Here is a 25,307-nt window from a genome sequence, read left to right as displayed (position 1 = left end):
GAGGGCGCCGGCGGCTCCCGTCAAGCGGTCGCACTGAAGGCCTTTTCCATGGATTACGTCATTTCCCTTCTGGGGCCACTGTCGCAAGGCGCGCTGGTGACCCTCAAGCTTTTCGCGATCACGCTGGTGCTCTCCATCCCCCTGGGGCTGGTGCTGGCGCTGCTGCGCCTGTCCCGCTTTGCCGGGCTGCGGGCGCTGGTGGGCGGCTACATCTGGCTGATGCGCGGCACGCCGCTGATGCTGCAGATGCTGTTCATCTACTTCGCGCTGCCCTTTGTGCCTGTGATCGGCATCCGGTTCGACGACTACCCCGCCGCCATCGTCGCCTTCACCCTGAATTACGCGGCCTACTTCGCCGAGATCTTCCGTGCCGGCATCCAGTCCATCGACCGTGGCCAGTACGAAGGCGCCAAGGTGCTGGGCCTGAGCTATGCCCAGACCATGCGCCGCATTGTCATTCCCCAGGTGTGGCCGCGCATCCTGCCGCCGCTGTCCAACGAGACCATCACCCTGGTCAAGGACACCTCGCTGATCTACGTGCTGGCCCTGAACGACCTGCTGCGCGCCGCGCGCGGCATTGTCCAGCGCGACTTCACGACCACGCCGTTCATCGTGGCCGCTGCCTTCTACCTTGTGATGACCCTGGTCCTGACCTGGGGCTTCCAGTACCTCGAGAAACGCTATGCCAAGTACGACGCCTGATGTGATGATCTCCGCCCAGGGCATCCACAAGGCCTTCGGCGGCGTCGAGGTGCTGCGCGGGGTGTCGCTGGACCTGCTGCGCGGCGAGGTGGTGGCCGTGATCGGCCCCTCGGGCTCGGGCAAGAGCACCTTCCTGCGCTGCCTGAACCACCTGGAGACCATCGACCGCGGCACTATCGTGGTCGAGGGCGAGACCCTGGCGCGCAACGACGACGCCGGCAAGGCCCACTACGCGCCCGAGGCGCAGATCCGCCAGATCGGCCGCAAGATGGGCATGGTGTTCCAGTCCTTCAACCTGTTCCCCCACCTCTCGGTGCTGGAGAACATCATCGAAGCGCCGATGCTGGTCAAGAAGCTCAAGCGCGAGCAGATCGTGCCCAAGGCCGAGGCTTTGCTGAAGAAGGTCGGCCTGCTGGAAAAGCGCGATGCCTATCCCAACCGCCTGTCGGGCGGCCAGAAGCAGCGCGTGGCGATTGCCCGTGCCCTGGCCATGGACCCGGACATCATGCTGTTCGACGAGCCGACCTCGGCCCTGGACCCCGAACTGACCGGCGAGGTGCTGCGCACCATGCGCGAACTGGCCAACGAGCACATGACCATGCTGGTGGTGACCCATGAAATGGGCTTTGCCCGCGAGGTGGCCAACCGCGTGATCTTCATGGATGGCGGCGCCATCGTGGAGCAGGCCCCCGCCGAGGTCTTCTTCGCCAACCCCCTGCACGAGCGCACCCAGGCATTTCTGCAGAACATGTTGTAAAAAAGCTGCGGTCCGGGTGACCGCAGGTTGGGATCAAAAATGCCAGCGGTGCTTGTCTAGCTTGCGCGTCTAGCTATGAATTTTGCGGATGGCGGGGCGTCATCATGGTCTTGACATACATTCGTGTATGTTAGTTCGAGGTGGCAGCGGGCGGGGCTTGCCGCTTGTCTGCACAATAGCGTTTCTTCCAATTCCTCCGTGTTTTCCATCGCATGAGTAGTCCCGCCCCCCTTGTGGAGTTGCGCAATGTCACCTTTGGCTATGGTGATCGCACCATCCTGCGCGACCTGTCGTTGCAGGTGCCGCGCGGCAAGATCACGGCCTTGATGGGGGCCTCCGGCGGTGGCAAGACCACGGTGCTGCGCCTGATCGGCGGGCAGCAGCGCGCCCAGCAGGGCCAGGTGCTGGTGGGCGGCCAGGATGTGGGGCAGATGAATGCCCAGCAGCTGTACGCCATGCGCCGTCGCATGGGCATGCTGTTCCAGTTCGGCGCCCTGTTCACCGACATGAGCGTGCTCGACAACGTCGCCTTCCCGCTGCGCGAGCACACCGACCTGCCCGAGGACATGGTGCGCGACATCGTGCTGATGAAGCTGCACGCCGTCGGGCTGCGCGGCGCGCGCGACCTGATGCCCAGCCAGGTGTCGGGCGGCATGGCACGGCGCGTGGCGCTGGCGCGCGCGATTGCCCTGGACCCGGACCTGGTCATGTACGACGAACCGTTCGCGGGCCTGGACCCGATCTCGCTGGGCACGGCCGCGCGCCTGATCCGCACGCTCAATGACACCCTGGGGCTGACCAGCATCCTGGTGTCGCACGACCTGGAGGAAACCTTCCACGTCGCCGACCATGTGGTGATCCTCGGCGCGGGCGGCGTGGCCGCCCAGGGCACGCCCGACGAAGTGCGCCAGAGCACGGACCCGCTGGTGCAGCAATTCATCCATGCCCGGCCGCAGGGACCGGTGCCGTTCCACTATCCGGCGCCCAGCCTGGAGCAGGATTTTGGAGGCCGCGCATGAACACCATCCACGCACTGGGCCTGTGGACCCGCCGCCAACTGGCGGCGCTGGGGCAGGCCGCTGGCCTGTTCCTGCGCCTGCTGGGCATGCTGCCGGCCACGCTGGCACGCTTTCGCCTGCTCGGCGACCAGATCCATTTCCTGGGCAATTATTCGCTGGCCATCATCGCCGTCTCGGGCCTGTTCGTCGGCTTTGTGCTGGGCCTGCAGGGCTATTACACGCTGCAGCGCTATGGCTCGGCCGAGGCGCTGGGCCTGCTGGTAGCCCTGTCCCTGCTGCGCGAGCTGGGGCCGGTGGTCACGGCGCTGCTGTTCGCCGGCCGTGCGGGCACGGCCCTGACGGCGGAAATCGGCCTGATGAAGGCCGGCGAGCAGCTCTCGGCCATGGAGATGATGGCGGTCGACCCCGTGCGCCGCATCCTGGCACCGCGCTTCTGGGCCGGTTTCCTCGCCATGCCTTTGCTGGCGGCCGTGTTCAGCGCCGTGGGCATCCTCGGCGGCTGGGTGGTCGGCGTGGTGCTGATCGGCCTGGACGGTGGCGCCTTCTGGGGGCAGATGCAGTCCGGCGTGGACTGGTGGTACGACCTGGGCAATGGCGTGATCAAGAGCGTCGTGTTCGGTGTGGCCGTCACCTTCGTGGCGCTGTACCAGGGCTACACCGCCAAGCCCACCCCCGAGGGGGTCTCGCGTGCCACCACCCGCACGGTGGTGGTCGCATCACTGGCAGTGTTGGCATTGGACTTCCTGCTCACCGCATCCATGTTTAGCATTTGAGGCAGCAGCCTCGAACGATGGGTTTCAACAAGGAAACATTTTTTATGCAGGCTTCTAAAAACGACGTATGGGTCGGCCTTTTTGTCTTGCTGGGCGCGGCAGCCCTGGTCTTCCTGGCGCTGCAGTCGGCCAACCTGCTGAGCCTCAGCTTCGAGCCCACCTACAAGGTGACGGCGCGTTTCGACAACATCGGCGGGCTCAAGCCCAAGGCGGCGGTCAAGAGCGCCGGGGTGGTCGTGGGCCGTGTCGAGGCGATCTCCTTTGATGACAAGACCTTCCAGGCCACGGTGCACATGGCCCTGGAAAAGCGCTATGCCTTCCCCAAGGACAGTTCCTTGAAGATCCTGACCAGCGGCCTGCTGGGCGACCAGTACATCGGGATCGAGGCCGGGGCCGACGAGGCCAACCTGGCCGAGGGCGACCGCATCACCGCGACCCAGTCGGCGGTGGTGCTGGAGAACCTGATTGGCCAGTTCCTGTACAGCAAGGCGGAAGAGGGCGGCTCTGCCGCGGTGCCCGCTCCTTGATGTCCACGTTTTCCGCACAAGGTGACACGATGAAAAGCAATTCCAACCCATCCACCGCGCTGTGGCGCCGCACCGGCCTGAGCGCGGCCCTGGCCACGGGCCTGCTGCTGGCCGGCTGTGCCAGCACCCAGGCCACGCACCCCCAGGACCCGTATGAGGGCTACAACCGGGCCATGACCTCGTTCAACGACTCGGTCGACAAGGCCGTGCTCAAGCCAGCCGCTACCGCCTATGAGACGGTCACGCCCCAGCCGGTGCGCACCGGCGTGACCAACTTCTTCGGCAACCTGGGCGACCTGTGGTCCATGGTCAACCATGCGCTGCAAGGCAATGGCGAGAAGGCCTACAACCACATGGTGCGTTTCACCACCAACACCGTGCTGGGGATCGGCGGCCTGCTGGACATCGCCACCGAGATGCAGGTCGAGCGTGACAAGCAGGACTTCGGCCTGACCCTGGCCAGCTGGGGCGTCAAGCCCGGTCCCTACCTGGTGCTGCCCTTCCTGGGCCCCTCGACCGTGCGCGACACCGTGGCCCTGCCGGCCGACTGGTGGGGACACCCGGTGGACCGCATGCACCCAGTGTCGCACCGCAACAGCCTGCTGGGCCTGCGCCTGGTTGACGCTCGCGCCAACCTGCTGAATGCCACCGACACCGTGGATGCCGCGGCCCTGGATCGCTACACCCTGATGCGGGATTTTTATTTGAAACAGCGGGATCCCGCCAGCCGCCAGCACAATGACGACAACGCTGGTCGCGTAGAGAGCTACGACGACTGAGTGCAAGAAACCAGGGCCGTGGGCCCTGGTGCGAAAGGATGATTGGATGATGCAACGCCGTACCTTGGCTGCCCTGCTGGCGGCCACCACCGCCCTCTGGATGGCCACTCCCAGCTGGGCACAAGCCCCAGCGGAAGCGCCGGACGCGCTGGTCAAGCGCCTGTCGGCCGACCTTCTGGAGACCATCAAGGCCGACCCAGAGCTGCGCAAGGGCAACATCGCGCGCATTTCCCAGGTGGTGGACACCACCGTGATGCCGCACGTGAATTTCCGCCGCATGACCTCGGCCGCCGTGGGCCCGCAGTGGCGCCAGGCCACGCCCGCGCAGCGTGACCGCCTGCAGCAGGAGTTCAAGCTGATGCTGATCCGCACCTATGCTGGCGCCCTCAAGCAGGTCAGCGACCAGCGCGTCGAGGTCAAGCCCCTGCGCGCCGCGCCCGGCGACAAGGACGTGCTGGTGCGCACCGAGGTGCATGGCAAGGGTGAGCCCGTGCAACTGGACTTCCGCCTGGAGAACACCGACGGCAAGGCCTGGAAGATCTACAACCTGAACGTGCTGGGCGTGTGGATGGTGGAAACCTACCGCACCCAGTTCGCGCAGGAGCTCAACAAGGGCGGCATTGACGGCCTGATCACGGCCCTGTCCAGCCGCACCATGGCCGCCGACGCCCAGGCCAGCAAGTAAATCCGCCATGTCCTCTACGATTGCCCTTCCTTCCGTGCTGAATGCCGATGTGGCCGTGCAGGCCCAGGCGCAGCTGCGCCAGCAAATCCAGGCGCTGCCTCAGGGCACGCCGGTGGTGCTGGACGCGGCGGCGGTGCAGTCGTTCGACTCGGCGGGTCTGGCCCTGCTGCTGGCCTGCCGCCGTGTGGCGCTGGCCCGTGGCAGCCGCCTGCAGGTCCAGGGTTGGCCCTCCAGCCTGCGGGCGCTGGCGCAGGTCTATGGCGTCATGCCCCTGCTGGACCCCGACAGCGCAGAGGCCGCGGCCGCCTGAAGGCCTCTGCCGGCGGCAGCGGTCGGATCGCCATGCGGCCTTAGAATGTCAGGCTCTCATGCCAGCCATCTCCATCCAATCCATCTCCAAGACCTACGCCACCTCCCGGGGTGATTTCCATGCGCTGCGTGATGTCAGCCTGGACATTGCCGAGGGCGAGTTCTTTGGCTTGCTGGGCCCGAATGGCGCAGGCAAGACCACGCTCATCAGCATCCTGGCCGGGCTGACCAAGCCCAGCGCCGGGCGCATCACCGTCATGGGGCACGACGTGCAGGGCGACTTCGCCGCCGCACGCAAGCAGCTGGGCGTGGTGCCGCAGGAGCTGGTGTTTGACCCCTTCTTCAACGTGCGCGAGACGCTGCGCCTGCAGTCGGGCTACTTCGGCGTCAAGCACAACGACGCCTGGATCGATGAGCTGCTGGAGAACCTGGGCCTGGCCGACAAGGCCACGGCCAACATGCGCCAGCTGTCCGGCGGCATGAAGCGCCGCGTGCTGGTGGCCCAAGCCCTGGTGCACAAACCCCCGATCATCGTGCTGGACGAGCCCACGGCCGGCGTGGACGTGGAGTTGCGCCAGACGTTGTGGCACTTCATCGCCCAGCTCAACAAGCAGGGCCACACGGTGCTGCTGACCACGCACTACCTAGAAGAGGCGGAGGCCCTGTGCAACCGCATCGCCATGCTCAAGCAAGGTCAGGTGGTGGCGCTGGATGCCACGTCCAACCTGCTCAAGACCGCCTCGGCGAACGTGCTGCAGTTCAAGACCGACGATGCCCTGCCGGCGGAGCTGGCCCCCGTGGCCCGCGTCACCGGGCGCGTGGTGCAACTGCCGGCCCAGGGGCCGCATGACATCGAGCGCTTCCTGGCGACGCTGCGCCAGGCGCAGGTGGTCATGGAAGACATGGAAATCCGCCGTGCCGACCTAGAGGACGTGTTCCTGCAGGTCATGAAGGGAGCCGCGTGATGCAGGGCTGGACCTCGCTGTTCTACAAGGAAATCCTGCGGTTCTGGAAGGTGAGCTTCCAGACCGTGGCCGCCCCCGTGCTCACGGCCGTGCTGTACCTGCTGATCTTCGGCCATGTGCTGGAAGACCATGTCCAGGTCTTCGACGGCGTGGGCTACACCGCCTTCCTGGTGCCCGGTCTGGTGATGATGAGCGTGCTGCAGAACGCCTTTGCCAACAGCTCCTCCAGCCTGGTGCAGAGCAAGATCATGGGCAGCGTGGTGTTCATCCTGCTGACACCGCTGTCGCACTGGGCCTGGTTCATGGCCTTTGTGGGCGCCTCCATCGTGCGCGGTCTGGTCGTGGGCCTGGGCGTGTACGTGGTGACCCTGTGGTTCACCCCGCCGGTGGCAGCGGCGCCGCTGTGGATCTTTGTGTTCGCCTTCCTGGGTGCGGCGCTGCTGGGCACGCTGGGCCTGATCGCCGGGCTGTGGGCCGACAAGTTCGACCAGATGGCGGCGTTCCAGAACTTCCTGATCATGCCCATGACCTTCCTGTCCGGGGTGTTCTATTCCATCCAGTCGCTGCCACCGTTCTGGCAGCAGGTCAGCCACCTGAACCCGTTTTTCTACATGATCGATGGTTTCCGCTATGGCTTCTTCGGCCAGAGCGACGTGTCGCCCTGGGTGAGCCTGTCCATCGTCGGCGTGGCCTGGCTGGTGGTCAGTGCCCTGGCCGTGCACCTGCTGCGCATTGGCTACAAAATCCGCCATTGAACCCACTTCGGCGTGCAGCCCGGTGCTGCACGCCACCGTATTTGGCGGCAGCGCAGGCGCTGCGGCCCAGAGAAATGTATGACCGCTGACCAACTTCAATCCATCATCCGCGCCGGCCTGGCCTGCGAGCACCTGACCGTGGAAGGGGATGGCCGCCACTGGTATGCCACCATCGTGTCCGCCGAGTTCGAGGGCAAGCGCCTGCTGGCGCGCCAGCGTCTGGTGTATGCCACGCTGGGCGACCGCATCAAGACCGACGAGGTGCATGCGCTGTCCATGAAGACCCACACCCCGGCAGAATGGGCGAATGCCCCGTCTGAGTGATCATCATTTCATAGCTGTTGGCGCTTGCCCCACAAGGGCTGGAGCCTGATTTCTTTACATACTCTGATTCAAGGCTCCCACGCCATGGACAAACTCCTCATCCGCGGTGGCCGTGCCTTGCACGGTGAAGTGCACATCTCCGGCGCCAAGAACGCCGCCCTGCCAGAACTGTGCGCCGCACTGCTGACGGCACAGCCCGTCACCCTGCACAACGTGCCACGTCTGCAGGACGTGAACACCATGCTCAAGCTGATCCGCAACATGGGCGTGACGGCCGAGCGCGACGAGCACGGCACCGTGCAGCTGAATGCCGGTGCGCTGAACAACCCCGAAGCCCCGTACGAGCTGGTCAAGACCATGCGCGCCTCGGTGCTGGCCCTGGGCCCGCTGCTGGCGCGCTTTGGCCGTGCCAAGGTGTCGCTGCCCGGCGGCTGCGCCATCGGCTCGCGCCCCGTGGACCAGCATATCAAGGGTCTGCAGGCCATGGGCGCCATCATTACCGTGGAAAACGGTTACATGCACGCCAGCCTGCCCGCGGGCTGGACGCGCCTGAAGGGCGCGCACATCACCACCGACATGGTGACCGTGACCGGCACGGAGAACTTCCTGATGGCCGCGGCGCTGGCAGAGGGTGAGACGGTGCTGGAAAACGCCGCCATGGAACCCGAGATCACCGATCTGGCCGAGATGCTGATCAAGATGGGCGCGCAGATCAGCGGCCACGGCACCAGCCGCATCGTGATCCGCGGTGTGGACGCGCTGCACGGCTGTGAACACGCAGTGGTGGCCGACCGCATCGAGGCCGGCACCTTCCTGTGCGCTGTGGCGGCCACGGGCGGTGAGGCGTTCCTGCGCCACGGCCGTGCCGACCACCTGGGCGCCGTCATCGACAAGCTGGTGGACGCTGGTGCGCAGGTGCAGGCCGAGGACGGTGGCATCCGCATCCGCAGCCAGGGCCGCCTGAAGGCGCAGAGCTTCCGCACCACGGAATACCCGGGTTTCCCGACCGACATGCAGGCGCAGTTCATGGCGCTGAACCTGGTGGCCGAGGGCACCAGCACGGTCACCGAGACGATTTTTGAAAACCGCTTCATGCACGTCAACGAGATGCTGCGCCTGGGTGCGCACATCACCACCGACGGCCGCCTGGCGACCGTGGTCGGCGGCGTGCCCCTGAGCGGCGCCACTGTGATGGCCACGGACCTGCGCGCCTCGGCCAGCCTGGTGATCGCCGGCCTGGTGGCCAAGGGCGAGACCCTGGTGGACCGCATCTACCACCTGGACCGTGGCTACGACTGCATGGAAGCCAAGCTGCGCGGCCTGGGCGCCGATATTGAAAGAGTGTCGCAATGAGCATCACCATCGCCCTGTCCAAGGGCCGCATCTTCGAAGAAACCGTGCCCCTGCTGGCCGCGGCCGGCATCGTGGTCACGGAAGACGTGGACAAGTCGCGCAAGCTGATTTTCGACACCACCAACCCCGAGGTGCGGGTGGTGCTGGTGCGCGCCTCCGACGTGCCGGTGTACGTGCAGTACGGCGGTGCGGACCTGGGCGTGTCGGGCCTGGACTCGCTGATCGAGCACGGCGGCCAGGGCCTGTACCAGCCGCTGGACCTGCAGATCGCCAAGTGCCGCGTCAGCGTGGCCGTGCGCAAGGGCTTTGACTACCAGCATGCCGTCAAGCAGGGCGCACGCCTGAAGGTGGCCACCAAGTACTCCACGATCGCGCGCGACTTCTTCGCCGAAAAAGGCGTGCACGTGGACATGATCAAGCTCTACGGCTCCATGGAGCTGGCGCCGCTGACCGGCATGGCCGATGCCATCGTCGACCTGGTGTCCACCGGCAACACGCTCAAGGCCAACGACCTGGTCGAGGTCGAACCCATCATGGACATTAGCTCGCGCCTGGTGGTCAACCAGGCCTCGCTCAAGCTCAAGCAGCGGACCCTGCGCCCCATCCTCGATGCGTTCGCGCAGGCGGTTGCCGCCAAGAACCCCTGATTCCCTTTCCCCACTGTCACCGTCCAAGCACTATGGAAATCGCAGCTACTCCCCTCCGTCTGTCCACCGCGGATGCCAATTTCGAGCATGATTTTGCGCAGCGCCTGCATTGGTCGGCCGACACGGATGCTGCGATCGAGCAGCGCGTGGCCGACATCCTGGCCGACGTGCAGCAACGCGGCGATGCCGCCGTGCTGGAATACACCGCGCGCTTCGACGGCCTGCCCGCCGATGGCATGGCCGCGCTGGAGCTGAACCAGGCGGAACTGAAAGCCGCCTTCGACAGCCTGCCCGCCGTGCAGCGCGAGGCGCTGGAGTCCGCCGCGCGCCGCGTGCGCAGCTACCACGAGGCGCAGAAGAAGGCCAACGGCGAAAGCTGGAGCTACCGCGACGAGGACGGCACCTTGCTGGGCCAGAAGGTCACGCCGCTGGACCGCGTGGGCATCTACGTGCCCGGCGGCAAGGCCGCCTACCCCTCCAGCGTGCTGATGAACGCCATCCCGGCCCATGTGGCCGGTGTGCCCGAGATCATCATGGTCGTGCCCACGCCCAAGGGCGAGAAGAACGCGCTGGTGCTGGCTGCGGCCTATGTGGCCGGCGTCACCCGCGCCTTCACCATCGGGGGGGCCCAGGCCGTGGCGGCCCTGGCCTATGGCACGGCCACCGTGCCCAAGGTGGACAAGATCACCGGCCCCGGCAACGCCTACGTGGCCAGCGCCAAGAAGCGCGTGTTTGGCCTGGTCGGCATCGACATGATTGCTGGCCCCTCGGAAATTCTGGTGCTGGCCGACGGCAGCACACCGCCCGAGTGGGTGGCCATGGACCTGTTCAGCCAGGCCGAGCATGACGAGTTGGCCCAGTCCATCCTGCTGTGCCCCGATGCCGCTTACATCGACGCGGTGCAGGCCGCCATCGACCGCCTGCTGCCCGAGATGCCCCGCCAGGCCATCATCGCCAAGAGCCTGAACGACCGTGGCGCGCTGATCCTGACGCGCGACATGGACGAGGCCTGCGCCATCTCCAACCGCATCGCGCCCGAACACCTGGAAGTCTCCAGCCACGACCCGCACCGCTGGGAGCCGGCGCTCAAGCACGCGGGCGCCATCTTCCTGGGGGCCTACACCAGCGAATCGCTGGGCGACTACTGCGCCGGCCCCAACCACGTGCTGCCCACCAGCGGCACGGCGCGCTTCAGCTCGCCCCTGGGGGTCTACGACTTCCAGAAGCGCAGCAGCCTGATTGAAGTCAGCGAACAGGGCGCCCAGGTGCTGGGCCAGATCGCCTCGGTGCTGGCGCATGGCGAGGGCCTGCAGGGCCACGCCCGTGCCGCCGAGATGCGCTTGAAATAAAACGCGAGCCGCAAGGTCTGCACCAGCCGTGGCGCGTCCACGGCTTTTTTTCGTCCGTTCGGTGGTGGCAGGCACGCACGCTGCGCCCGCGTGTCCCATGGCTGCCTGCCGTCGCACGGCATCTTTCAGCAGCCTGGCGGCTGCGCGCCGCCCCCAGCGACCGCCCAGGGACTAGCCTCTGCGACCGCCGCAGCCGCTTATGCCGGCGTACCACTGCCTGGGGGCAGCAGCGCCCAGCGCACCAGGGCCGGCGCCTGCCCCTGCGCACCCAGGTACAGCCGGGCGGGGCCCGGGCAGTACAGGCGCTGGCCGGCTTCGGCAAACCGGTCGTTCAGCAGGTCTTGCTGCGTGAGCCACAGCCGGCCCTGCTGGCATTCCAGCACCGCCATCCGGCCTTTGGGAATGCGCAAGGCCTGCACCGTACCGGCTGCCTGCAGAGGCAGGGGCTTCCAGGGCGGTGCTGGGGTGCAGGGTTCGGGGCCCACTCCGCCATTCCCAGCGCCTGCCGGTGCCATGGGTGACGTGTGTCGGGTTGCGCGGAAGGGGATGTGGATCGCATACATGCCGCCACTGTCGGGCAAGGCCGCGGGCGGCAACAGCCGCAGTCCGGTGTGAAGCGGACCGGTACAGGCGCAGGGCCTGGGCCTTCTGTGCTGCATGGTCGACATGGGTATCTGTACTGCAGGTGGTGGCCTGGGGTGGTACAGAATGCCGGCATGGATTCCGCTGCCTCCCTTCCTCTGTATCTGCAGATTGCCGAACCCCTGGCCCAGTGCATACGCCAGGGCACCCTGGCGCGCGGCGACAAGCTGCCTTCGGTGCGGGCGCTGGCCCGCCAGCATGGCGTGGCACAGACCACGGTGGTGCAGGCCTTCCACTGGCTCGAAGATGCGCAGCTGATCACGGCCCGCCCGCGTTCGGGCTTCTATGTGGCCGCGCGCCCGGTCCAGCTGCCGGAGCCCAGCACGGTCCAGCCCCTGCGCCGGCCGCGCGCGCTGTCCAAAGACTGGCTGGGGCAGCGTGTGCTGGGGCGCAAGCAGCCCGAGGGCATGCTGTCCTTCAGCAGCGGCACGCCGGGGCCGGACTTGCTGCAGACCGACCGCGTGCGCCGGGCCGTCACGCGCGCCGTGCAGCAGCACCGCCATCTGCTGTCCACCTACCCGGATGCCAGTGGCCACGAAGACGCACGCCGCGCCCTGGCCCGCTATGCGGTGGGCCTGGGGTGCAGCCTGGACCCGGAGCGCATCGTCATCACCGGGGGGTGCATGGACAGCGTGGCCCTGTGCCTGCGTGCGGTGACCCAGCCGGGCGACGTGGTGGCGCTGGAGTCGCCCACGCATTTTTCGTTTCTGGAGGTGCTGCAGTCGCTGCAGCTCAAGGCCCTGGAGATTCCCACGCACCCCCGCCATGGCCTGTCGGTGGACGCGCTGCAGCTGGCGCTCGACACCCAGCCGGTCAAGGCCCTGGTGCTGGTGCCCACCCTCAGCAATCCGCTGGGCAGTTGCATGCCGCAGGCCGAGCGCAAGCGCCTGGTGCAACTGGCGGCGCAGCATGGGCTGCCGGTGATCGAAGATGCCATCTATGCCGATCTGGCCGAGGGCGATGCCATGCGCCGCACGCTCAAATCCTATGACAGCAGCGGCCAGGTGATGCTGTGCCATTCATTTTCCAAGACGCTGGCGCCGGGCCTGCGCCTGGGCTGGCTGGAAGCCGGTCGCTGGACGGCGCAGGTGCGCCACATCAAGGAAATGCAGGCCGGAGGCCAGTCGGCTGTGCTGGAGCTGGCGCTGGCCGACCTGATCACCCAGGCCGGCCACCATGCCGCCATGCGCCAGTTGCGCGCCGCGATTGCGGTGCGCGTGGACCAGGCGCGGCAGGTGATTGCCCAGTGTTTTCCGGCGGGCACGCGGGTCAGCGATCCGCCGGGCGGGTTGTTGCTGTGGCTGGAGCTGCCGCAGGGCGTGGGCGCCGTGCCGCTGCACGAAGCCTGCCTGGCCGAGCAGATCCTGATCCCGCCCGGGCGGCTGTTCGGTGCGGCCGGGCGTTTCCCGCAGGGCGTGCGGATTGGCCTCGGAGGCGACTGGACCGCGCAGCATCTCGACGCCTTGCGCCGCGTGGGCGAGATTGCCCGGCATTTGCTGCGCGGTGCGACCACGGTCTGACAGGGATCTGTTGTCACACGAATTTCGTGCAACACGAATTTCGTGTACGATGGGCGGCATGAAGAACGTCACCATCACCGTGGAAGACAGCGTGCTCGACTGGGCGCGCATCGAGGCAGCACGGCGCGGCACCAGTGTCTCGCGCATGCTGGGTGACTTCATGGCCGAGATGATGCAGCGCGAGGACGCCTACGAGCGCGCCTACCTGGCCTGGCGCACGGACGAGCGCAGCTGGCAGCAGGGCGCCCAGGCGCCTGCGAAATCCGTAGCGCGCAGCGCAAGCAGCCAGCGCGCTGCAGGCCAAAAAGATGCCAAATCCACCGCCCTCGGGGATGCCGCATGAACCCGGTGTTTGTCGATACCTCGGTCCTGATCGCGGCGGAGAACGTGGGCGGCGGCGCGCTGTATGCCGCCACGCTGGACTGGCTGGACCTGCTGTGGCGCCGCCGCAGCGGCCGCACCAGCCACCAGGCCCTGGTGGAGTTCTACGACCAGGTGACCACCGCCCCCCGGCCCATGTCGCAGGGCGATGCGCGCGCGGCCATCCGCCGCTACCAGACCTGGACCCCCTGGAAAACCGACAGCGCCACGCTGGAGACCGCATGGGCCGTGCAGGCCCGCCACCAGCTCGACTTCGGCGATTGCCTGGCCGTGGCCTGCGCCCAGCACAGCGGCTGCGCGCAGATGCTGAGCCTGCACCTGCCGCATGGCGCGGAATTTGGCGGCGTGACCGTGGTGCACCCGCTGCAGCAGGCCGCACCGGCCGTGGAAGGAGCCTGAGCGCCCCCAGACCATGGCAGTCCGTGCCATGCCGGCCAACGCAGGTTCCCGCAAGAAAGTAAGACGATGACAGTGCCAGAGACCCAGCAACGAGCCATGCAACGCATCCGCGCCGATGTGCGCGCCATGTCGGCCTACCACGTGCAGCCCGCCCAGGGCCTGCTGAAGATGGACACCATGGAGAACCCCTTCCGCCTGCCGGCCGCGCTGCAGCAGGCGCTGGGCGCACGCCTGGGCGCCCTCGAGATCAACCGCTACCCTGGCGAGCGCCTGGACGTCCTCAAGCAGATGCTGGCTGACTACGCCGGCGCGCCCGCTGGCAGCGCCGTGCTGCTGGGCAATGGCTCGGACGAGATCATCACCCTGCTGGCGCTGGCCACGGCCCAGCCCACCGCGGGCGGCCGCGCCACCATGCTGGCGCCCATGCCCGGCTTCGTGATGTACCCGCTGAGCGCCCAGTTGCAGGGCCTGGACTTCGTGGGTGTGCACCTGACGCCGGATTTCGAACTGGACCTGCCCGCGATGCAGGCGGCGATTGCGCAGCACCGGCCCGCCATCACCTACATCGCCTACCCCAACAACCCCACAGCCACGCTGTGGCCCGAAGACCAGGTGCAGGCCGTGATCGACGCCGTTGGTGCCATCGGCGGCCTAGTGGTCATGGACGAGGCCTACCAGCCCTTTGCCAGCCGCAGCTGGATCCGCAACATGCAGGCCGACCCGGCGCGCAACGCCCACGTGCTGCTGATGCGCACGCTGTCCAAGTTCGGCCTGGCCGGCGCGCGCCTGGGCTACCTGATCGGCCCCGCCGCCCTGGTCAACGAGCTGGACAAGGTGCGCCCGCCCTACAACATCAGCGTGCTGAACTGCGAAACCGCCATCTTTGCACTGGAACACGCCGCGCTGTACGCTGAGCAGGCCGCCGCCATCCGTGCCGAGCGCCAGCCGCTGATCGATGCCCTGACCGCGCTGGACGGCGTGGACAAGGTCTGGCCGTCCGAAGCCAACATGGTGCTGCTGCGCGTGCGCGATGCCGCCGCCGCGCAGGCCGCCATGAAGGCCCGGGGCGTGCTGGTGAAAAATGTCTCGGCCATGCACCCGCTGCTGGCCAACTGCCTGCGCCTGACCGTGGGCACCCGTGAAGAAAATGCCCAGATGCTGGCAGCCCTGAAGGAATCGTTATGAGCAACGCCCTCGTGCCCTCCACCGCCCCCGCCACCGCTGAGGGCCACCACCCCCGCGTCGCCGAAGTGCAGCGCAACACCGCCGAAACCCGCGTGCAGGTGCGCGTGGACCTCGACGGCAGCGGCAAGGCGCGGCTGAACTCCGGTATCGGCTTTCTGGACCACATGCTGGACCAGATCGCGCGCCACGGCCTGATCGACCTGGACATCGAGTGCGCGGGCGACCTGCACATCGACGGCCACCACACCGTGGAAGACATTGGCATCACCCTGGGCCAGGCCTTTGCCAAGGCCGTGGGCGACAAGAAGGGCATCCGCCGCTACGGCCATGCCTACGTGCCGCTGGACGAGGCCCTGAGCCGCGTGGTGATCGACTTCTCGGGCCGCCCCGGCCTGCACCTGGACTGCAAGTTCACCGCCGGCCGCATCGGCGAGCTGGACACGCAGCTGGTCTACGAGTTCTTCCAGGGCTTCGTGAACCACGCCGGCGTGACGCTGCACATCGACAACCTCAAGGGCTTCAACGCCCACCACCAGTGCGAGACCATCTTCAAGGCCTTCGCCCGGGCCCTGCGCTTTGCGCTGGAGCGCGACGAGCGCATGGCCGGCGTGATCCCCTCAACCAAGGGCAGTCTCTGAACAATGTGAGCGGCTTGCGCTAGTGAAACCTGGGTTTCCAAGCCAAAGCCTGCTGAAAACCAGCAACAACCAGCGCAAAGTGCTATGAGTTCCATGAACAACACCGTGGCCGTGGTCGATTACGAAATGGGCAACCTGCGCTCGGTCTCGCAGGCCGTGCTGCATGCGGCCGCCGGGACCGACGTGCGCGTCATCGTCACCCAGGACCCGGCCGAGGTGCGCGCTGCCGGCCGCATCGTGCTGCCCGGCCAGGGCGCCATGCGCGACTGCATGGCTGCGCTCCAGGCCTCGGGCCTGCAGGAAGCCGTGCTGGAAGCCGCCGCCACCAAGCCGCTGTTTGGCGTGTGCGTGGGCATGCAGATGCTGCTGGACCACAGCGAAGAGGGCGACACCCCGGCGCTGGGCCTGATCCCCGGGGTGGTGCGCCGCTTTGACCTGGCCGGCCGCACCCAGCCCGACGGCAGCCGCTACAAGGTGCCGCAGATGGGCTGGAACCAGGTCGTGCCCACAGCCCCTGGCGGCGTGCGCCACGCCATGTGGGACGGCATCCCCGACGGGGCCTACTTCTACTTTGTGCACAGCTTTTATGCGCAACCCGCTGACGCCGCGCATTGCGCCGCTGAGACAGATTACGGGGGGCGGTTTGCATCCGCCATCGCACGCGATAAGATTTTTGCCACGCAGTTCCACCCCGAGAAGAGCGCGGACCACGGCATCCAGCTGTACCGCAACTTCCTGCACTGGAACCCGTAAGCACCGATTTCTTCAACCCTGGCCACTTCACCCTGAGGCCAACTCTTAGGCAAAGCCCTTAGCCCATCATGCTGCTGATTCCCGCCATCGACCTCAAAGACGGCCAATGCGTCCGACTCAAACAAGGTGACATGGACCAATCCACCACGTTCGGTGACCCTGCTGACATGGCCCGCAAGTGGCTGGAAGCCGGCGCCCGCCGTCTGCACCTGGTGGACCTGAACGGCGCCTTTGCCGGACAGCCCAAGAATCTGGCGGCCATCAAGGCGATCCTGAAAGCCGTGGACGGTGAAATCCCCGTGCAGCTGGGTGGCGGCATCCGCGACCTGGACACCATCGAGAAGTACCTCGACGCGGGCCTGGAGTACGTCATCATCGGCACCGCCGCGGTGAAGAACCCCGGCTTCCTGCAGGACGCCTGCAGCGCCTTTGGCGGCCACATCATCGTCGGCCTGGATGCCAAGGACGGCAAGGTCGCCGTTGACGGCTGGAGCAAGCTGACCGGCCAGGACGTGATCCCCACGGCCAAGCGCTTCGAGGACTGGGGCGTGGAATCCATCATCTACACCGACATCGGCCGCGACGGCATGCTGTCGGGCATCAACATCGACGCCACCGTCAAGCTGGCCCAGTCGGTGCGCATCCCCGTGATCGCCTCGGGCGGTCTGGCCAGCATCCAGGACATCGAAGCCCTGTGCGCCGTCGAGGACGAGGGCATCGAGGGCGTGATCTGCGGCCGCGCCATCTACACCGGTGACCTGGACTTTGCCGCGGGCCAGAAGCTGGCCGACCAGCTCAACGGCGGCGACGAAGAAGACGCCGGATGAACCCGTCCCCCGCCGCGCGCGAAGTCTGGCGCGGCCTGCGCTGCACGCGCATCACTCTGCCCCATGGCGACAGCGTGCGGGTGTCTGATTTCGGCGCCCAGGTGCTGTCCTGGAACGCCCGGGGGCAGGAGCGCATGTTCCTGTCCGAGCGTGCCGTGCTGGATGGCACGGCCGCCATCCGGGGCGGTGTGCCCGTGTGCTTTCCGCAGTTCAACCAGCGCGGCCCGCTGCCCAAGCATGGCCTGGCGCGGCGCACCACCTGGGACTGGCTGGGGGCCGAGGTGCAGGGCCATGCCGTCACCGCGCGCTGGCATTGGGCGGCCGCCGCGCCGCTGCACCCGGACTTTCCCCATGCCCTGCAGGCTGAGCTGGCGGTGACGCTGTCGCCCGACACCCTGCAGATCACGCTGTCGGCCACCAACACCGGCAGCACCGCCTTCGCTTTCACCGGCGCGCTGCACACCTACCTGGCGGTGCAGGGGGCCGACATCGCCGCCCTGCACGGGCTGGACGGCGCGGCCTGCTGGGATGCGGCCCACCACTTTGCACCGCAGGTACAGGCCGGCGCTGTGGCGCTGGGCGCCGAGGTGGACCGCGTCTACGCCCGCCCTGCCCAGCCGCTGGAGTTGCGCGATGCGGCCGGCACGCTGCGCATCCACCAGGATGCGGCCTGGCCCGAGACCGTGGTCTGGAATCCCGGCCCCGCCCTGTGCGCGACCCTGGCGGACCTGCAGGGCGCCGACTGGATGCGCATGCTGTGCGTGGAAGCCGCCGCCATCAACCAGCCCGTGGCCCTGCACCCGGGGCAGCGCTGGCAGGCGGCCCAAACTTTGCAGGTGGTCGCCTGAGGGGCGGTCGCCGGTGTTCGCTGTTCAACCGATAGAAAAAGTCTTTTCATGCTCGCCAAACGCATCATTCCTTGCTTGGACGTCACCGGGGGCCGCGTGGTCAAGGGGGTCAACTTTCTGGAACTGCGCGATGCGGGCGACCCGGTCGAAATCGCCGCGCGCTACAACGCCCAGGGTGCGGACGAACTGACCTTTCTGGACATCACCGCCACCAGCGACGGGCGCGACCTGATCCTGCCCATCATCGAGGCCGTGGCCAGCCAGGTCTTCATCCCGCTGACCGTGGGCGGCGGCGTGCGCAGCGTGGAAGACGTGCGCCGCCTGCTGAACGCGGGGGCGGACAAGACCAGCTTCAACTCCGCCGCCATCGCCAACCCCGACACCATCAACGCCTGCAGCGACAAGTACGGCGCGCAATGCATCGTGGTGGCCATCGACGCCAAGCGCCGCACGCCCGAGGACGAGCAGCGCATCGGCCCCGGCGGCACGCCCATGGGCCCGGGCTGGGACGTGTACAGCCACGGCGGGCGCAAGAACGTGGGCCTGGACGTGGTGCGCTGGGCCACCGAGATGGCGCAGCGCGGCGCCGGTGAGATCTTGCTGACCAGCATGGACAAGGACGGCACCAAGAGCGGGTTCGACCTGGCGCTGACTCGCGCGGTGAGCGATGCCGTGGGCGTGCCCGTGATCGCCTCGGGCGGCGTGGGCAACCTGGACCACCTGGCCGACGGCGTGCAGCAGGGCGGCGCCGATGCGGTGCTGGCCGCCAGCATCTTCCACTACGGCGAATACACGGTGCAGCAGGCCAAGCAGCGCATGCGCGAGCGCGGCATTCCCGTGCGCCTGTGAGTGGGGCGGCCACGCCGGAGGCTGGGCGGCAGCGGCGATGGATGCCGCAGGGGGCCGGGTCCGCAACGCTCCACGGTGGCGTGCGGCGGCATAGCTCTTGAAATAAATGAGCGGCTGGCGCTGGTTGTATCAGCGTTGGCCATGGATTAATCGTTGAAAGTGGCGGTCTGCCTGCGCAGGCAGCTATACAAACAGGAATGACTATGAGCTGGCTCGACCAAGTCAAATGGGACGCCCAGGGCCTGGTGCCCGTGATTGCACAGGAACAGGCCACGGGCGACGTGGTGATGTTCGCCTGGATGAACCGCGAGGCGCTGCAGCAGACGGCCGAGCTGGGCCGCGCCGTGTACTTCAGCCGCTCGCGCAACAAGCTGTGGGCCAAGGGCGAGGAGTCCGGCCATGTGCAGACTGTGCACGAGCTGCGCATCGACTGCGACAACGACGTCATCCTGCTCAAGATCACCCAGCAGGGCCACACGCCCGGCATCGCCTGCCACACTGGCCGCCACTCGTGCTTCTACAGCGTGCTGCGGGACGGCCAGTGGGTGGCCATCGATCCGGTCTTGAAAGATCCTGCCTCCATCTACAAATAAGCACCATGTCTGCACACAACCCTGCATCGGTCGAAGGCGCGCTGGCGCGTCTTGCGGCCGTCATCGAAAGCCGTAAAACTGTGAACGGCGGCGACCCCGACAAAAGCTATGTTGCGCGCCTGCTGCACAAGGGCCCCGACGCCTTTCTGAAGAAGATCGGCGAAGAGGCCACCGAGGTGGTCATGGCCGCCAAGGACGTGGACCATGGCGCCGACAAGGGCAAGCTGCTGTACGAGGTGGCGGATCTGTGGTTCCACTCCATGATTGCCCTGTCGCACTATGGGCTGACGCCCGCCGACGTCGTGGCCGAGCTGGAGCGCCGTGAAGGCACCAGCGGGCTGGAGGAAAAGGCTTTGCGCAAGGCCCAGGCACGGGCAGCGCAGGAAGGACACAGCGAGTGAACGATGACATCGTCGAAGTCCGCGCGGTCGACAAGGCCACGCTCGATGGCCTCAACGCCTGGGGCTGGGTCAGCTACCTGCTGCACCTGATCGTCGCGATTGCGGCGGTGGTGCCCGGGGCGCAGGTCAGCGTGGCGGTGCTGCTGATCGCGCTGGTCATCGATCTGGTCAAGCGCCCGGATGCCAGCGGCACCTGGCACGCCTCGCATTTCGCCTGGCGCATCCGCAGCGTGCTGTGGGCCGGCGTGCTGTACGTACTCACCGCCCCGCTGTGGCTGCTGTTCTTCGTGCCCGGCTGGATCGCCTGGTGCGTGATCTCGCTGTGGTTCCTCTACCGCATCGTGCGCGGCATGGTCGCCATGAACCAGCAAGAGGCCCTGCCGCGCTGAGCGGCCATGGCCCAGACCCCCGCCACCCATGAGCACCACCACCCCACAAGGTCTGAATCTGGCGCTGCAGGGCGGGGGCTCGCACGGGGCCTTCACCTGGGGCGTGCTGGACGCGCTGCTGGAGGACGGCGGCTTTTGCTTTCCCGGCATCAGCGGCACCAGTGCCGGCGCCATGAACGCCGTCGCCGTGGCCCAGGGCTTTGCCACGGCCGCACTGCAACACCCTAAGGACGACGCGGCACGCCATGCGGCCGGCTGCAGCGCCGCGCGCAACGCCTTGCGCAAGCTGTGGGAGGGCGTGGGGGCCATGGGCAGCTTCACCCTGGGGGTGCCGGTGGCCAGCAACCCGCTGATGGGCATGATGTCGCAGTTCCTGTCGCCCTATCAGACCAACCCGCTGGACATCAACCCCTTGCGCCGGCTGCTGGAGCTGACGGTCGACTTCGCCCAGCTGCGCGCCGCCCTGCCGCACCCGGGCATGCCGCGGCTGTTTGTCTGCGCCACCAATGTGCGCACCGGCAAGGGCGAGATCTTCAGTGGCGAGCGCCTCAGTGCCGATGCCGTCATGGCATCGGCCTGCCTGCCGCAGCTGTACCAGGCGGTCGAGATCGACGGGCAGTACTACTGGGACGGCGGCTTTTCGGGCAACCCGGCCCTGTACCCGCTGATCTACCGCACCGACTGCCGCGACATGCTGCTGGTGCAGATCAACCCGATCGAGCACCATGAGCTGCCCGAGACGGCGGGCGACATCATGGAGCGCATGAACGAGGTGATGTTCAACGCCGGCCTGCTCAGCGAGCTGCGCGCCATCGACTTCGTGCGCCGCCTGCTGGCCGAGGGCCGCCTGGATGCCACGCGCTACAAGAGCGTGCTGATGCACCGCATCGACGGCGGTGCGGCCCTGAGCCACTTTGGCGCGGCCAGCAAATCGCGCGTGGACATGGGCTTCCTGCTGAAATTGTTTGCGCTGGGGCGCGCCCAGGGCCAGCAATGGGTGCATGATCACCGCCAGGACGTGGGCGTGCGCGAGACCCTGCAGATTGTGGACAATCCCTGACCGTGCACCCCGCACGCCCTGCACCTTCACCGAGAACTGAGAGTTGAGCCTTTGATGACCGAGCCCGCACTGACTGCGCACGACCCGAACTGCCTTTTCTGCAAGATCACCGCTGGCCAGATCCCCAGCCGCAAGGTGTACGAAGACGACACGCTGTTCGCCTTCCACGACATCCGTCCTGCGGCCCCGGTGCATTTCCTGATCGTGCCCAAGCAGCACATCCCCTCGATGGCCCAGGTCCGTCCGAGCGAGGAAGCCCTGCTGGGCAAGATGATGGCCCTGGCGCCCCAGCTGGCGCTGGAGCAGGGCTGCAACCCGTATCCCGAGGGCGGCTTCCGCATCGTGGTCAACACCGGGACCGAAGGCGGCCAGGAAGTGCACCACCTGCACCTGCACGTGATGGGTGGCCCCCGCCCCTGGAAGCACGGCTGATCGATTGCTGACACTGGATGACGGCGCGGCCTGCACCCGGGTGTTCTAAGGCCATCTGCGGCGCCAAGTTGCAGCCGCCCGTCTAAAATGACTTGTATTCGTTAGGAGAAATCTCATGGGAACGTTTTCCGTCTGGCACTGGCTGATCGTGCTGCTGATCGTGGTTTTGGTGTTCGGCACCAAGAAGCTCAAGAACCTGGGCGGTGACCTGGGGAGCGCTGTCAAGGGCTTCAAGGACGGCATGAAGGACGGCACCGCTGGTGACGCCACCGCCGACAAGGCCGCCGTGGCAGACCAGACCAAGGCCGATAAGAACACCATCGACGTCGACGCCAAGCAAAAGAGCTGATGCTTGAACATGGCTGCAAGCACCGACCAGGGGCGTTGGCATGATTGACATCGGGATCTCGAAGTTGGCGCTGATCGGCGCGGTAGCCCTGGTGGTCATCGGGCCCGAGAAGCTGCCGCGCGTGGCCCGCACGGTGGGCACCTTGCTGGGCAAGGCGCAGCGCTATGTGTCCGATGTCAAGGCCGAAGTCAACCGCTCCATGGAGCTCGACGAGCTCAAGAAGATGAAGGAGTCGGTGGAGACAGCGGCGCGCGATGTCGAGCAGACGGTGCACACGGCCTCCAGCGATTTCGAGAAAGACTGGCGCGAGGCCACCGATTTCGCATCGGACTACGACAGCGGCACGTCGACCAGTGACTACGGCAGCTACGACAGCCGCAGTGCCGTGGCGCCGGTGTACAAGAATCCGGGCAAGAATTTCCGCCTCAAGCGCGGCGCCGTGCCGCGCTGGTACAAGGCGCGCGCCGGCGTGCGCACGCACGTGCAGTCGGGCGCTGCCCGGGTGGCACGTTTCAAGCCCAAGCGCTGAGCGCGGGCGTGGTGACGCAGCGCAGGGCCCCCCGCCGTGCGCTGCGGCTTTCTTTCCTGAATGGCCGGGCTGCGCAGCCCGGCGCTTTTTCCGACCATGTCTGACAAATCCACCAAAGACGACGAGCTGGCAGGCACCGAGCAGCCCTTTGTGCAGCACCTGATGGAGCTGCGGGATCGCCTGCTGTACTGCATTTACGGGATTGCCCTGGCGGTCGCGGTGCTGGCGGTCTGGCCCGGACCGAACGGGCTGATCGATTTCATCGCCCACCCCATCAAGGCGCACATGCCGCCCGATGCGAAGCTGATTGCCGTGGGCGTGTTCTCGCCGTTCTTCGTGCCGCTGAAGGTGCTGATGATGGTCGGCATCCTGTCGGTGCTGCCCTGGATCATGTACCAGCTGTGGGCCTTCGTGGCGCCCGGCCTGTATACCCATGAAAAGAAGTTTGCGCTGCCGCTGATCGTGTTCGGCAGCCTGCTGGCCTACCTGGGCATCGCCTTCGTGCAGTTCTTCGTGCTGGACAAGATGTTCGGTTTCATCCAGGGCTTCACGCCCGAGAGCGTGGCAGCCACGCCCGACATCGCCTCGTACGTCGAGGCCATCCTGTCGCTGTACCTGGCCTTCGGCATGGCCTTCCAGGTGCCCATCGTGGTGATGCTGCTGGTGCGTTTTGGCATCGTGGACATCGCCAAGCTCAAGAGCTTCCGCGGCTACTTCATCGTGCTGGCCTTCGTCGTGGCCGCCGTGGTGACGCCGCCCGACGTGATCTCGCAGCTGGCGCTGGCCATCCCGATGTGCGTGCTGTACGAGGTCGGCATCGTCGCCGCCGGCTGGTTCGCCAAGTCGTCCAAGAAGCCCGATGACGAAGAGGCCGAAGCCGCCACGGATTGATTTCTTACCCACCCTTGGTGGGGAAGCAAAAAGCCCGCGCACCTGGATGGTGGGCGGGCTTTTTTGTGGGCGGATGCTGTCTGAAAAAGGAGCGCTGGACGCTCGTATTCAGGCGGTTTCTAAGAGTTTTATGGTGGAAATGGCCTGCCGGCAAGCGGCAGGCGCTCTGCTTTTTGCATGCAGTCTCAGCGGCGGGCGCGTTGCGGTGCCGGGCGCACGCCGGGGGTGATGCTCAGCGTGGTCTCGCTGCCATTGCGCAGCACGGCAAAATCGGCCACCTGGCCGGGGGGCAGGGCGGCCACGGCGGTCATCATCTCAGCCACATTGCGTACGACCTGGCCCTGAACGGCGGTGATCACGTCCCCGGGCAGCATGCCGGCGCGCGCGGCCGGTGCGTCCTGCAGCACGCCGGTGATGATCACGCCCTGCGAGGCCTTGGCGCCAAAGGTTTCTGCCAGCTCCGGCGACAGCTCGTTGGGCTCCACGCCGATCCAGCCGCGCGTGACCTTGCCGTCCTTGACGAGGCCGTCCAGCACCAGCTTGGCGATCGAGACAGGGATGGCAAAGCCGATGCCCATGCTGCCGCCAGAGCGCGAGTAGATGGCGGTGTTGATGCCCAGCAGGTTGCCGTTCACATCCACCAGCGCGCCGCCGGAGTTGCCGGGGTTGATGGCCGCATCGGTCTGGATGAAGTTCTCGAAGGTGTTGATGCCCAGCTCCTTGCGGCCCAGGGCGCTGACGATGCCGCTGGTCACGGTCTGGCCCACGCCAAACGGGTTGCCGATGGCCAGCACCGTGTCGCCGACCACGGCGTGGTCCGAGTTGCCCAGGACGATGACGGGCAGCTTGTCCAGCTCCACCTTCAGCACGGCCAGGTCGGTCTCGGGGTCGGTGCCGATGATGCTGGCGTTGGCCATGCGACCATCGGCCAGGGTCACGGCGATCTGGTCGGCGCCTTCGACCACGTGGTTGTTGGTCAGGATGTAGCCCGCCGGGCTGACGATGACGCCGCTGCCCAGGCCGGTCTGCTGCTGTGGGCCGACATCTCCGAAAAAGAACTGGAACCAGGGGTCGTTGCTGCGCGGGTGGCGCACTTCCTTGCTGGTGTTGATGCTGACCACGGCCGGCATGGCCTTCTGGGCCGCGGCGGCCAGGCTGCCGGGGGCGAATTCGGTGCGCGGTTCGGAGGGCGCCTCCAGCAGGGAGATGCCGGCGCGGCTGTAGGTGGCGCCGCGCTGCAGCCAGCTGGGCTGCAGGGTCGCCACGATGAAATAGGCGGCCAGCAGGACGGTGACAGCCTGGGAGAACAAGAGCCAGTAACGCTTCATAGCAACAGGTGGGGAGGGGCAATGGTCTGAAAGCGTACGCGCAAATGCGAAGCCTTGGCGGGCGCTCGGGTGTGGGAGGTGCCGCTTTGGGGTTGCCATCGTGAAAAAAGATGAACCCCCTCTATTTTGCGAATTTGCTTCGCGAAACGCGATGTGTGGGTAAACCCTTTTGGTGCAAACCCTAGAATGTTCGATCGACTGCGCCACACTGCGTTCGTTCTTGGACGGGCACACCCGCCCGCCCGAGGAAGCCGCGGCTTCTCACCGTGAAGTTGCCAGAACCGTCCGGTCTGCCTTTAGCACCTATCCGTTGCCGTGGCTCTAGCGCTGTCTGACCAACTGAAGTTTG

General features: G+C 66.8%; 33 protein-coding genes. 31 read left to right on the top strand and 2 right to left on the bottom strand.

Going from position 1 to position 25,307, the window contains the following annotated elements:
- The first annotated feature begins 48 nt into the window (after positions 1-48).
- From CA2_RS06790 to hisD, 14 genes are all read left to right on the top strand, one after another.
- Complete coding sequence (locus tag CA2_RS06790; protein WP_042414361.1) at positions 49-702, top strand: amino acid ABC transporter permease; 654 nt, start codon at positions 49-51, stop codon at positions 700-702.
- A 4-nt stretch (positions 703-706) separates the two neighbouring features.
- Complete coding sequence (locus CA2_RS06785; protein ID WP_042414359.1) at positions 707-1,459, top strand: amino acid ABC transporter ATP-binding protein; 753 nt, start codon at positions 707-709, stop codon at positions 1,457-1,459.
- 212 nt (positions 1,460-1,671) lie between these two features.
- The gene (locus tag CA2_RS06780; protein ID WP_042414315.1) at positions 1,672-2,478 is read left to right on the top strand and encodes an ABC transporter ATP-binding protein; all 807 of its coding nucleotides are present in this window, start codon (positions 1,672-1,674) and stop codon (positions 2,476-2,478) included.
- Entirely contained in the window at positions 2,475-3,251 is a 777-nt protein-coding gene (gene mlaE, locus CA2_RS06775) for a lipid asymmetry maintenance ABC transporter permease subunit MlaE (RefSeq protein WP_042414313.1), read from the top strand. Before CA2_RS06780 ends, mlaE begins: the two co-directional genes overlap by 4 nt.
- Before the next feature lie 44 nt (positions 3,252-3,295).
- A complete protein-coding gene (mlaD, locus tag CA2_RS06770) occupies positions 3,296-3,778 on the top strand; it encodes an outer membrane lipid asymmetry maintenance protein MlaD (RefSeq protein ID WP_042414356.1) in 483 nt (160 codons plus the stop codon).
- Positions 3,779-3,807: 29 nt separating this feature from the next.
- Positions 3,808-4,557, top strand: coding sequence for an MlaA family lipoprotein (locus CA2_RS06765; protein WP_042414312.1), 750 nt, complete (start codon positions 3,808-3,810; stop codon positions 4,555-4,557).
- A 46-nt stretch (positions 4,558-4,603) separates the two neighbouring features.
- Entirely contained in the window at positions 4,604-5,242 is a 639-nt protein-coding gene (locus CA2_RS06760; RefSeq protein WP_042414310.1) for an MlaC/ttg2D family ABC transporter substrate-binding protein, read from the top strand.
- Between the two features lie 7 nt (positions 5,243-5,249).
- Positions 5,250-5,552, top strand: a complete 303-nt coding sequence (locus tag CA2_RS06755; protein ID WP_081888898.1) for an STAS domain-containing protein — start codon at positions 5,250-5,252, stop codon at positions 5,550-5,552.
- A 58-nt stretch (positions 5,553-5,610) separates the two neighbouring features.
- The gene (locus CA2_RS06750; protein ID WP_042414308.1) at positions 5,611-6,516 is read left to right on the top strand and encodes an ABC transporter ATP-binding protein; all 906 of its coding nucleotides are present in this window, start codon (positions 5,611-5,613) and stop codon (positions 6,514-6,516) included.
- A complete protein-coding gene (locus tag CA2_RS06745; RefSeq protein ID WP_042414306.1) occupies positions 6,516-7,271 on the top strand; it encodes an ABC transporter permease in 756 nt (251 codons plus the stop codon). Before CA2_RS06750 ends, CA2_RS06745 begins: the two co-directional genes overlap by 1 nt.
- Positions 7,272-7,349: 78 nt before the next feature.
- On the top strand, positions 7,350-7,595 hold the full coding sequence (locus tag CA2_RS06740) for a BolA family protein (RefSeq protein WP_042414302.1): 246 nt from the start codon (positions 7,350-7,352) through the stop codon (positions 7,593-7,595).
- An 84-nt stretch (positions 7,596-7,679) separates the two neighbouring features.
- Positions 7,680-8,948 carry a UDP-N-acetylglucosamine 1-carboxyvinyltransferase gene (murA, locus tag CA2_RS06735; RefSeq protein ID WP_042414299.1) on the top strand — a complete coding sequence of 423 codons (1,269 nt, stop codon included), beginning with the start codon at positions 7,680-7,682 and terminating at the stop codon, positions 8,946-8,948.
- Entirely contained in the window at positions 8,945-9,595 is a 651-nt protein-coding gene (gene hisG, locus CA2_RS06730) for an ATP phosphoribosyltransferase (protein WP_042414296.1), read from the top strand. Before murA ends, hisG begins: the two co-directional genes overlap by 4 nt.
- Positions 9,596-9,627: 32 nt before the next feature.
- Positions 9,628-10,944, top strand: a complete 1,317-nt coding sequence (gene hisD / locus CA2_RS06725) for a histidinol dehydrogenase (RefSeq protein ID WP_042414293.1) — start codon at positions 9,628-9,630, stop codon at positions 10,942-10,944.
- Positions 10,945-11,141: 197 nt separating this feature from the next.
- Here the strand turns inward: hisD and CA2_RS18235 are convergent, their stop codons facing one another.
- Positions 11,142-11,429 (bottom strand): DUF2917 domain-containing protein, encoded by a 288-nt coding sequence (locus tag CA2_RS18235; RefSeq protein ID WP_052369854.1) that lies wholly within the window; start codon positions 11,427-11,429, stop codon positions 11,142-11,144.
- A 231-nt stretch (positions 11,430-11,660) separates the two neighbouring features.
- Here CA2_RS18235 and CA2_RS06715 point away from each other — a divergent pair, with 231 nt between their 5' ends.
- The 17 genes from CA2_RS06715 to tatC all read left to right on the top strand — a co-directional run bounded on the left by CA2_RS06715 (position 11,661) and on the right by tatC (position 23,630).
- Positions 11,661-13,106, top strand: coding sequence for an aminotransferase-like domain-containing protein (locus CA2_RS06715; RefSeq protein WP_042414287.1), 1,446 nt, complete (start codon positions 11,661-11,663; stop codon positions 13,104-13,106).
- Between the two features lie 58 nt (positions 13,107-13,164).
- Positions 13,165-13,449 carry a hypothetical protein gene (locus CA2_RS18510; protein ID WP_042414345.1) on the top strand — a complete coding sequence of 95 codons (285 nt, stop codon included), beginning with the start codon at positions 13,165-13,167 and terminating at the stop codon, positions 13,447-13,449.
- Positions 13,446-13,886: a PIN domain-containing protein gene (locus CA2_RS18505; RefSeq protein ID WP_042414284.1), complete on the top strand. Its 441-nt coding sequence runs from the start codon at positions 13,446-13,448 to the stop codon at positions 13,884-13,886. The genes CA2_RS18510 and CA2_RS18505 overlap by 4 nt, the downstream gene beginning before the upstream one ends.
- Before the next feature lie 66 nt (positions 13,887-13,952).
- Positions 13,953-15,071: a histidinol-phosphate transaminase gene (hisC, locus tag CA2_RS06700; RefSeq protein WP_042414280.1), complete on the top strand. Its 1,119-nt coding sequence runs from the start codon at positions 13,953-13,955 to the stop codon at positions 15,069-15,071.
- Positions 15,068-15,709, top strand: coding sequence for an imidazoleglycerol-phosphate dehydratase HisB (gene hisB, locus CA2_RS06695; protein ID WP_042414277.1), 642 nt, complete (start codon positions 15,068-15,070; stop codon positions 15,707-15,709). Before hisC ends, hisB begins: the two co-directional genes overlap by 4 nt.
- An 84-nt stretch (positions 15,710-15,793) precedes the next feature.
- Positions 15,794-16,462: an imidazole glycerol phosphate synthase subunit HisH gene (gene hisH / locus CA2_RS06690; protein WP_042414273.1), complete on the top strand. Its 669-nt coding sequence runs from the start codon at positions 15,794-15,796 to the stop codon at positions 16,460-16,462.
- A 68-nt stretch (positions 16,463-16,530) separates the two neighbouring features.
- Positions 16,531-17,289, top strand: a complete 759-nt coding sequence (gene hisA / locus CA2_RS06685; protein ID WP_042414270.1) for a 1-(5-phosphoribosyl)-5-[(5-phosphoribosylamino)methylideneamino]imidazole-4-carboxamide isomerase — start codon at positions 16,531-16,533, stop codon at positions 17,287-17,289.
- On the top strand, positions 17,286-18,137 hold the full coding sequence (locus CA2_RS06680; RefSeq protein ID WP_042414265.1) for a D-hexose-6-phosphate mutarotase: 852 nt from the start codon (positions 17,286-17,288) through the stop codon (positions 18,135-18,137). The genes hisA and CA2_RS06680 overlap by 4 nt, the downstream gene beginning before the upstream one ends.
- Positions 18,138-18,185: 48 nt before the next feature.
- Entirely contained in the window at positions 18,186-18,986 is an 801-nt protein-coding gene (gene hisF / locus CA2_RS06675; RefSeq protein WP_042414262.1) for an imidazole glycerol phosphate synthase subunit HisF, read from the top strand.
- 203 nt (positions 18,987-19,189) lie between these two features.
- A complete protein-coding gene (gene hisI, locus CA2_RS06670; RefSeq protein ID WP_042414259.1) occupies positions 19,190-19,579 on the top strand; it encodes a phosphoribosyl-AMP cyclohydrolase in 390 nt (129 codons plus the stop codon).
- Positions 19,580-19,584: 5 nt separating this feature from the next.
- Positions 19,585-19,980: a phosphoribosyl-ATP diphosphatase gene (locus tag CA2_RS06665; RefSeq protein ID WP_042414257.1), complete on the top strand. Its 396-nt coding sequence runs from the start codon at positions 19,585-19,587 to the stop codon at positions 19,978-19,980.
- Positions 19,977-20,369 (top strand): DUF4870 family protein, encoded by a 393-nt coding sequence (locus CA2_RS06660; RefSeq protein ID WP_042414254.1) that lies wholly within the window; start codon positions 19,977-19,979, stop codon positions 20,367-20,369. Before CA2_RS06665 ends, CA2_RS06660 begins: the two co-directional genes overlap by 4 nt.
- A 28-nt stretch (positions 20,370-20,397) precedes the next feature.
- Entirely contained in the window at positions 20,398-21,429 is a 1,032-nt protein-coding gene (locus CA2_RS06655) for a patatin-like phospholipase family protein (RefSeq protein WP_042414251.1), read from the top strand.
- Positions 21,430-21,483: 54 nt separating this feature from the next.
- On the top strand, positions 21,484-21,861 hold the full coding sequence (locus tag CA2_RS06650) for a histidine triad nucleotide-binding protein (RefSeq protein WP_042414249.1): 378 nt from the start codon (positions 21,484-21,486) through the stop codon (positions 21,859-21,861).
- 115 nt (positions 21,862-21,976) lie between these two features.
- Positions 21,977-22,210, top strand: coding sequence for a Sec-independent protein translocase subunit TatA (tatA, locus tag CA2_RS06645; RefSeq protein WP_042414246.1), 234 nt, complete (start codon positions 21,977-21,979; stop codon positions 22,208-22,210).
- Positions 22,211-22,250: 40 nt separating this feature from the next.
- Entirely contained in the window at positions 22,251-22,739 is a 489-nt protein-coding gene (tatB, locus tag CA2_RS06640; RefSeq protein ID WP_042414243.1) for a Sec-independent protein translocase protein TatB, read from the top strand.
- Positions 22,740-22,835: 96 nt separating this feature from the next.
- Entirely contained in the window at positions 22,836-23,630 is a 795-nt protein-coding gene (gene tatC / locus CA2_RS06635; RefSeq protein ID WP_042414342.1) for a twin-arginine translocase subunit TatC, read from the top strand.
- Between the two features lie 185 nt (positions 23,631-23,815).
- On the opposite strand, the gene CA2_RS06630 is transcribed toward tatC, so the two are convergent.
- Positions 23,816-24,958, bottom strand: a complete 1,143-nt coding sequence (locus CA2_RS06630; RefSeq protein ID WP_042414240.1) for a S1C family serine protease — start codon at positions 24,956-24,958, stop codon at positions 23,816-23,818.
- Positions 24,959-25,307 lie beyond the last annotated feature (349 nt).

The sequence above is a fragment of the Comamonas aquatica NBRC 14918 genome, from assembly GCF_000739875.1.
GTDB classification, from domain to species: domain Bacteria; phylum Pseudomonadota; class Gammaproteobacteria; order Burkholderiales; family Burkholderiaceae_C; genus Comamonas; species Comamonas aquatica.
This window is presented reverse-complemented; position numbering and strand designations above follow the sequence as displayed.

What these genes read in the sequence shown, in the direction of transcription:
- CA2_RS06680 (WP_042414265.1), top strand. Translation starts at nt 17,286, where the DNA reads ATGAACCCGTCCCCCGCCGCGCGCGAAGTCTGGCGCGGCCTGCGCTGC.
- tatB (WP_042414243.1), top strand. Translation starts at nt 22,251, where the DNA reads ATGATTGACATCGGGATCTCGAAGTTGGCGCTGATCGGCGCGGTAGCC.
- CA2_RS06665 (WP_042414257.1), top strand. Translation starts at nt 19,585, where the DNA reads ATGTCTGCACACAACCCTGCATCGGTCGAAGGCGCGCTGGCGCGTCTT.
- CA2_RS06765 (WP_042414312.1), top strand. Translation starts at nt 3,808, where the DNA reads ATGAAAAGCAATTCCAACCCATCCACCGCGCTGTGGCGCCGCACCGGC.
- tatC (WP_042414342.1), top strand. Translation starts at nt 22,836, where the DNA reads ATGTCTGACAAATCCACCAAAGACGACGAGCTGGCAGGCACCGAGCAG.
- hisI (WP_042414259.1), top strand. Translation starts at nt 19,190, where the DNA reads ATGAGCTGGCTCGACCAAGTCAAATGGGACGCCCAGGGCCTGGTGCCC.
- hisD (WP_042414293.1), top strand. Translation starts at nt 9,628, where the DNA reads ATGGAAATCGCAGCTACTCCCCTCCGTCTGTCCACCGCGGATGCCAAT.
- CA2_RS06790 (WP_042414361.1), top strand. Translation starts at nt 49, where the DNA reads ATGGATTACGTCATTTCCCTTCTGGGGCCACTGTCGCAAGGCGCGCTG.
- CA2_RS06785 (WP_042414359.1), top strand. Translation starts at nt 707, where the DNA reads ATGATCTCCGCCCAGGGCATCCACAAGGCCTTCGGCGGCGTCGAGGTG.
- murA (WP_042414299.1), top strand. Translation starts at nt 7,680, where the DNA reads ATGGACAAACTCCTCATCCGCGGTGGCCGTGCCTTGCACGGTGAAGTG.
- CA2_RS06715 (WP_042414287.1), top strand. Translation starts at nt 11,661, where the DNA reads ATGGATTCCGCTGCCTCCCTTCCTCTGTATCTGCAGATTGCCGAACCC.
- mlaE (WP_042414313.1), top strand. Translation starts at nt 2,475, where the DNA reads ATGAACACCATCCACGCACTGGGCCTGTGGACCCGCCGCCAACTGGCG.
- CA2_RS06750 (WP_042414308.1), top strand. Translation starts at nt 5,611, where the DNA reads ATGCCAGCCATCTCCATCCAATCCATCTCCAAGACCTACGCCACCTCC.
- CA2_RS18505 (WP_042414284.1), top strand. Translation starts at nt 13,446, where the DNA reads ATGAACCCGGTGTTTGTCGATACCTCGGTCCTGATCGCGGCGGAGAAC.
- CA2_RS06755 (WP_081888898.1), top strand. Translation starts at nt 5,250, where the DNA reads ATGTCCTCTACGATTGCCCTTCCTTCCGTGCTGAATGCCGATGTGGCC.
- CA2_RS06655 (WP_042414251.1), top strand. Translation starts at nt 20,398, where the DNA reads ATGAGCACCACCACCCCACAAGGTCTGAATCTGGCGCTGCAGGGCGGG.
- hisF (WP_042414262.1), top strand. Translation starts at nt 18,186, where the DNA reads ATGCTCGCCAAACGCATCATTCCTTGCTTGGACGTCACCGGGGGCCGC.
- CA2_RS06780 (WP_042414315.1), top strand. Translation starts at nt 1,672, where the DNA reads ATGAGTAGTCCCGCCCCCCTTGTGGAGTTGCGCAATGTCACCTTTGGC.
- CA2_RS06760 (WP_042414310.1), top strand. Translation starts at nt 4,604, where the DNA reads ATGATGCAACGCCGTACCTTGGCTGCCCTGCTGGCGGCCACCACCGCC.
- hisG (WP_042414296.1), top strand. Translation starts at nt 8,945, where the DNA reads ATGAGCATCACCATCGCCCTGTCCAAGGGCCGCATCTTCGAAGAAACC.
- tatA (WP_042414246.1), top strand. Translation starts at nt 21,977, where the DNA reads ATGGGAACGTTTTCCGTCTGGCACTGGCTGATCGTGCTGCTGATCGTG.
- hisC (WP_042414280.1), top strand. Translation starts at nt 13,953, where the DNA reads ATGACAGTGCCAGAGACCCAGCAACGAGCCATGCAACGCATCCGCGCC.
- CA2_RS06650 (WP_042414249.1), top strand. Translation starts at nt 21,484, where the DNA reads ATGACCGAGCCCGCACTGACTGCGCACGACCCGAACTGCCTTTTCTGC.
- hisA (WP_042414270.1), top strand. Translation starts at nt 16,531, where the DNA reads ATGCTGCTGATTCCCGCCATCGACCTCAAAGACGGCCAATGCGTCCGA.
- CA2_RS06630 (WP_042414240.1), bottom strand. Translation starts at nt 24,958, where the DNA reads ATGAAGCGTTACTGGCTCTTGTTCTCCCAGGCTGTCACCGTCCTGCTG.
- mlaD (WP_042414356.1), top strand. Translation starts at nt 3,296, where the DNA reads ATGCAGGCTTCTAAAAACGACGTATGGGTCGGCCTTTTTGTCTTGCTG.
- CA2_RS06740 (WP_042414302.1), top strand. Translation starts at nt 7,350, where the DNA reads ATGACCGCTGACCAACTTCAATCCATCATCCGCGCCGGCCTGGCCTGC.
- hisH (WP_042414273.1), top strand. Translation starts at nt 15,794, where the DNA reads ATGAGTTCCATGAACAACACCGTGGCCGTGGTCGATTACGAAATGGGC.
- hisB (WP_042414277.1), top strand. Translation starts at nt 15,068, where the DNA reads ATGAGCAACGCCCTCGTGCCCTCCACCGCCCCCGCCACCGCTGAGGGC.
- CA2_RS18510 (WP_042414345.1), top strand. Translation starts at nt 13,165, where the DNA reads ATGAAGAACGTCACCATCACCGTGGAAGACAGCGTGCTCGACTGGGCG.
- CA2_RS06745 (WP_042414306.1), top strand. Translation starts at nt 6,516, where the DNA reads ATGCAGGGCTGGACCTCGCTGTTCTACAAGGAAATCCTGCGGTTCTGG.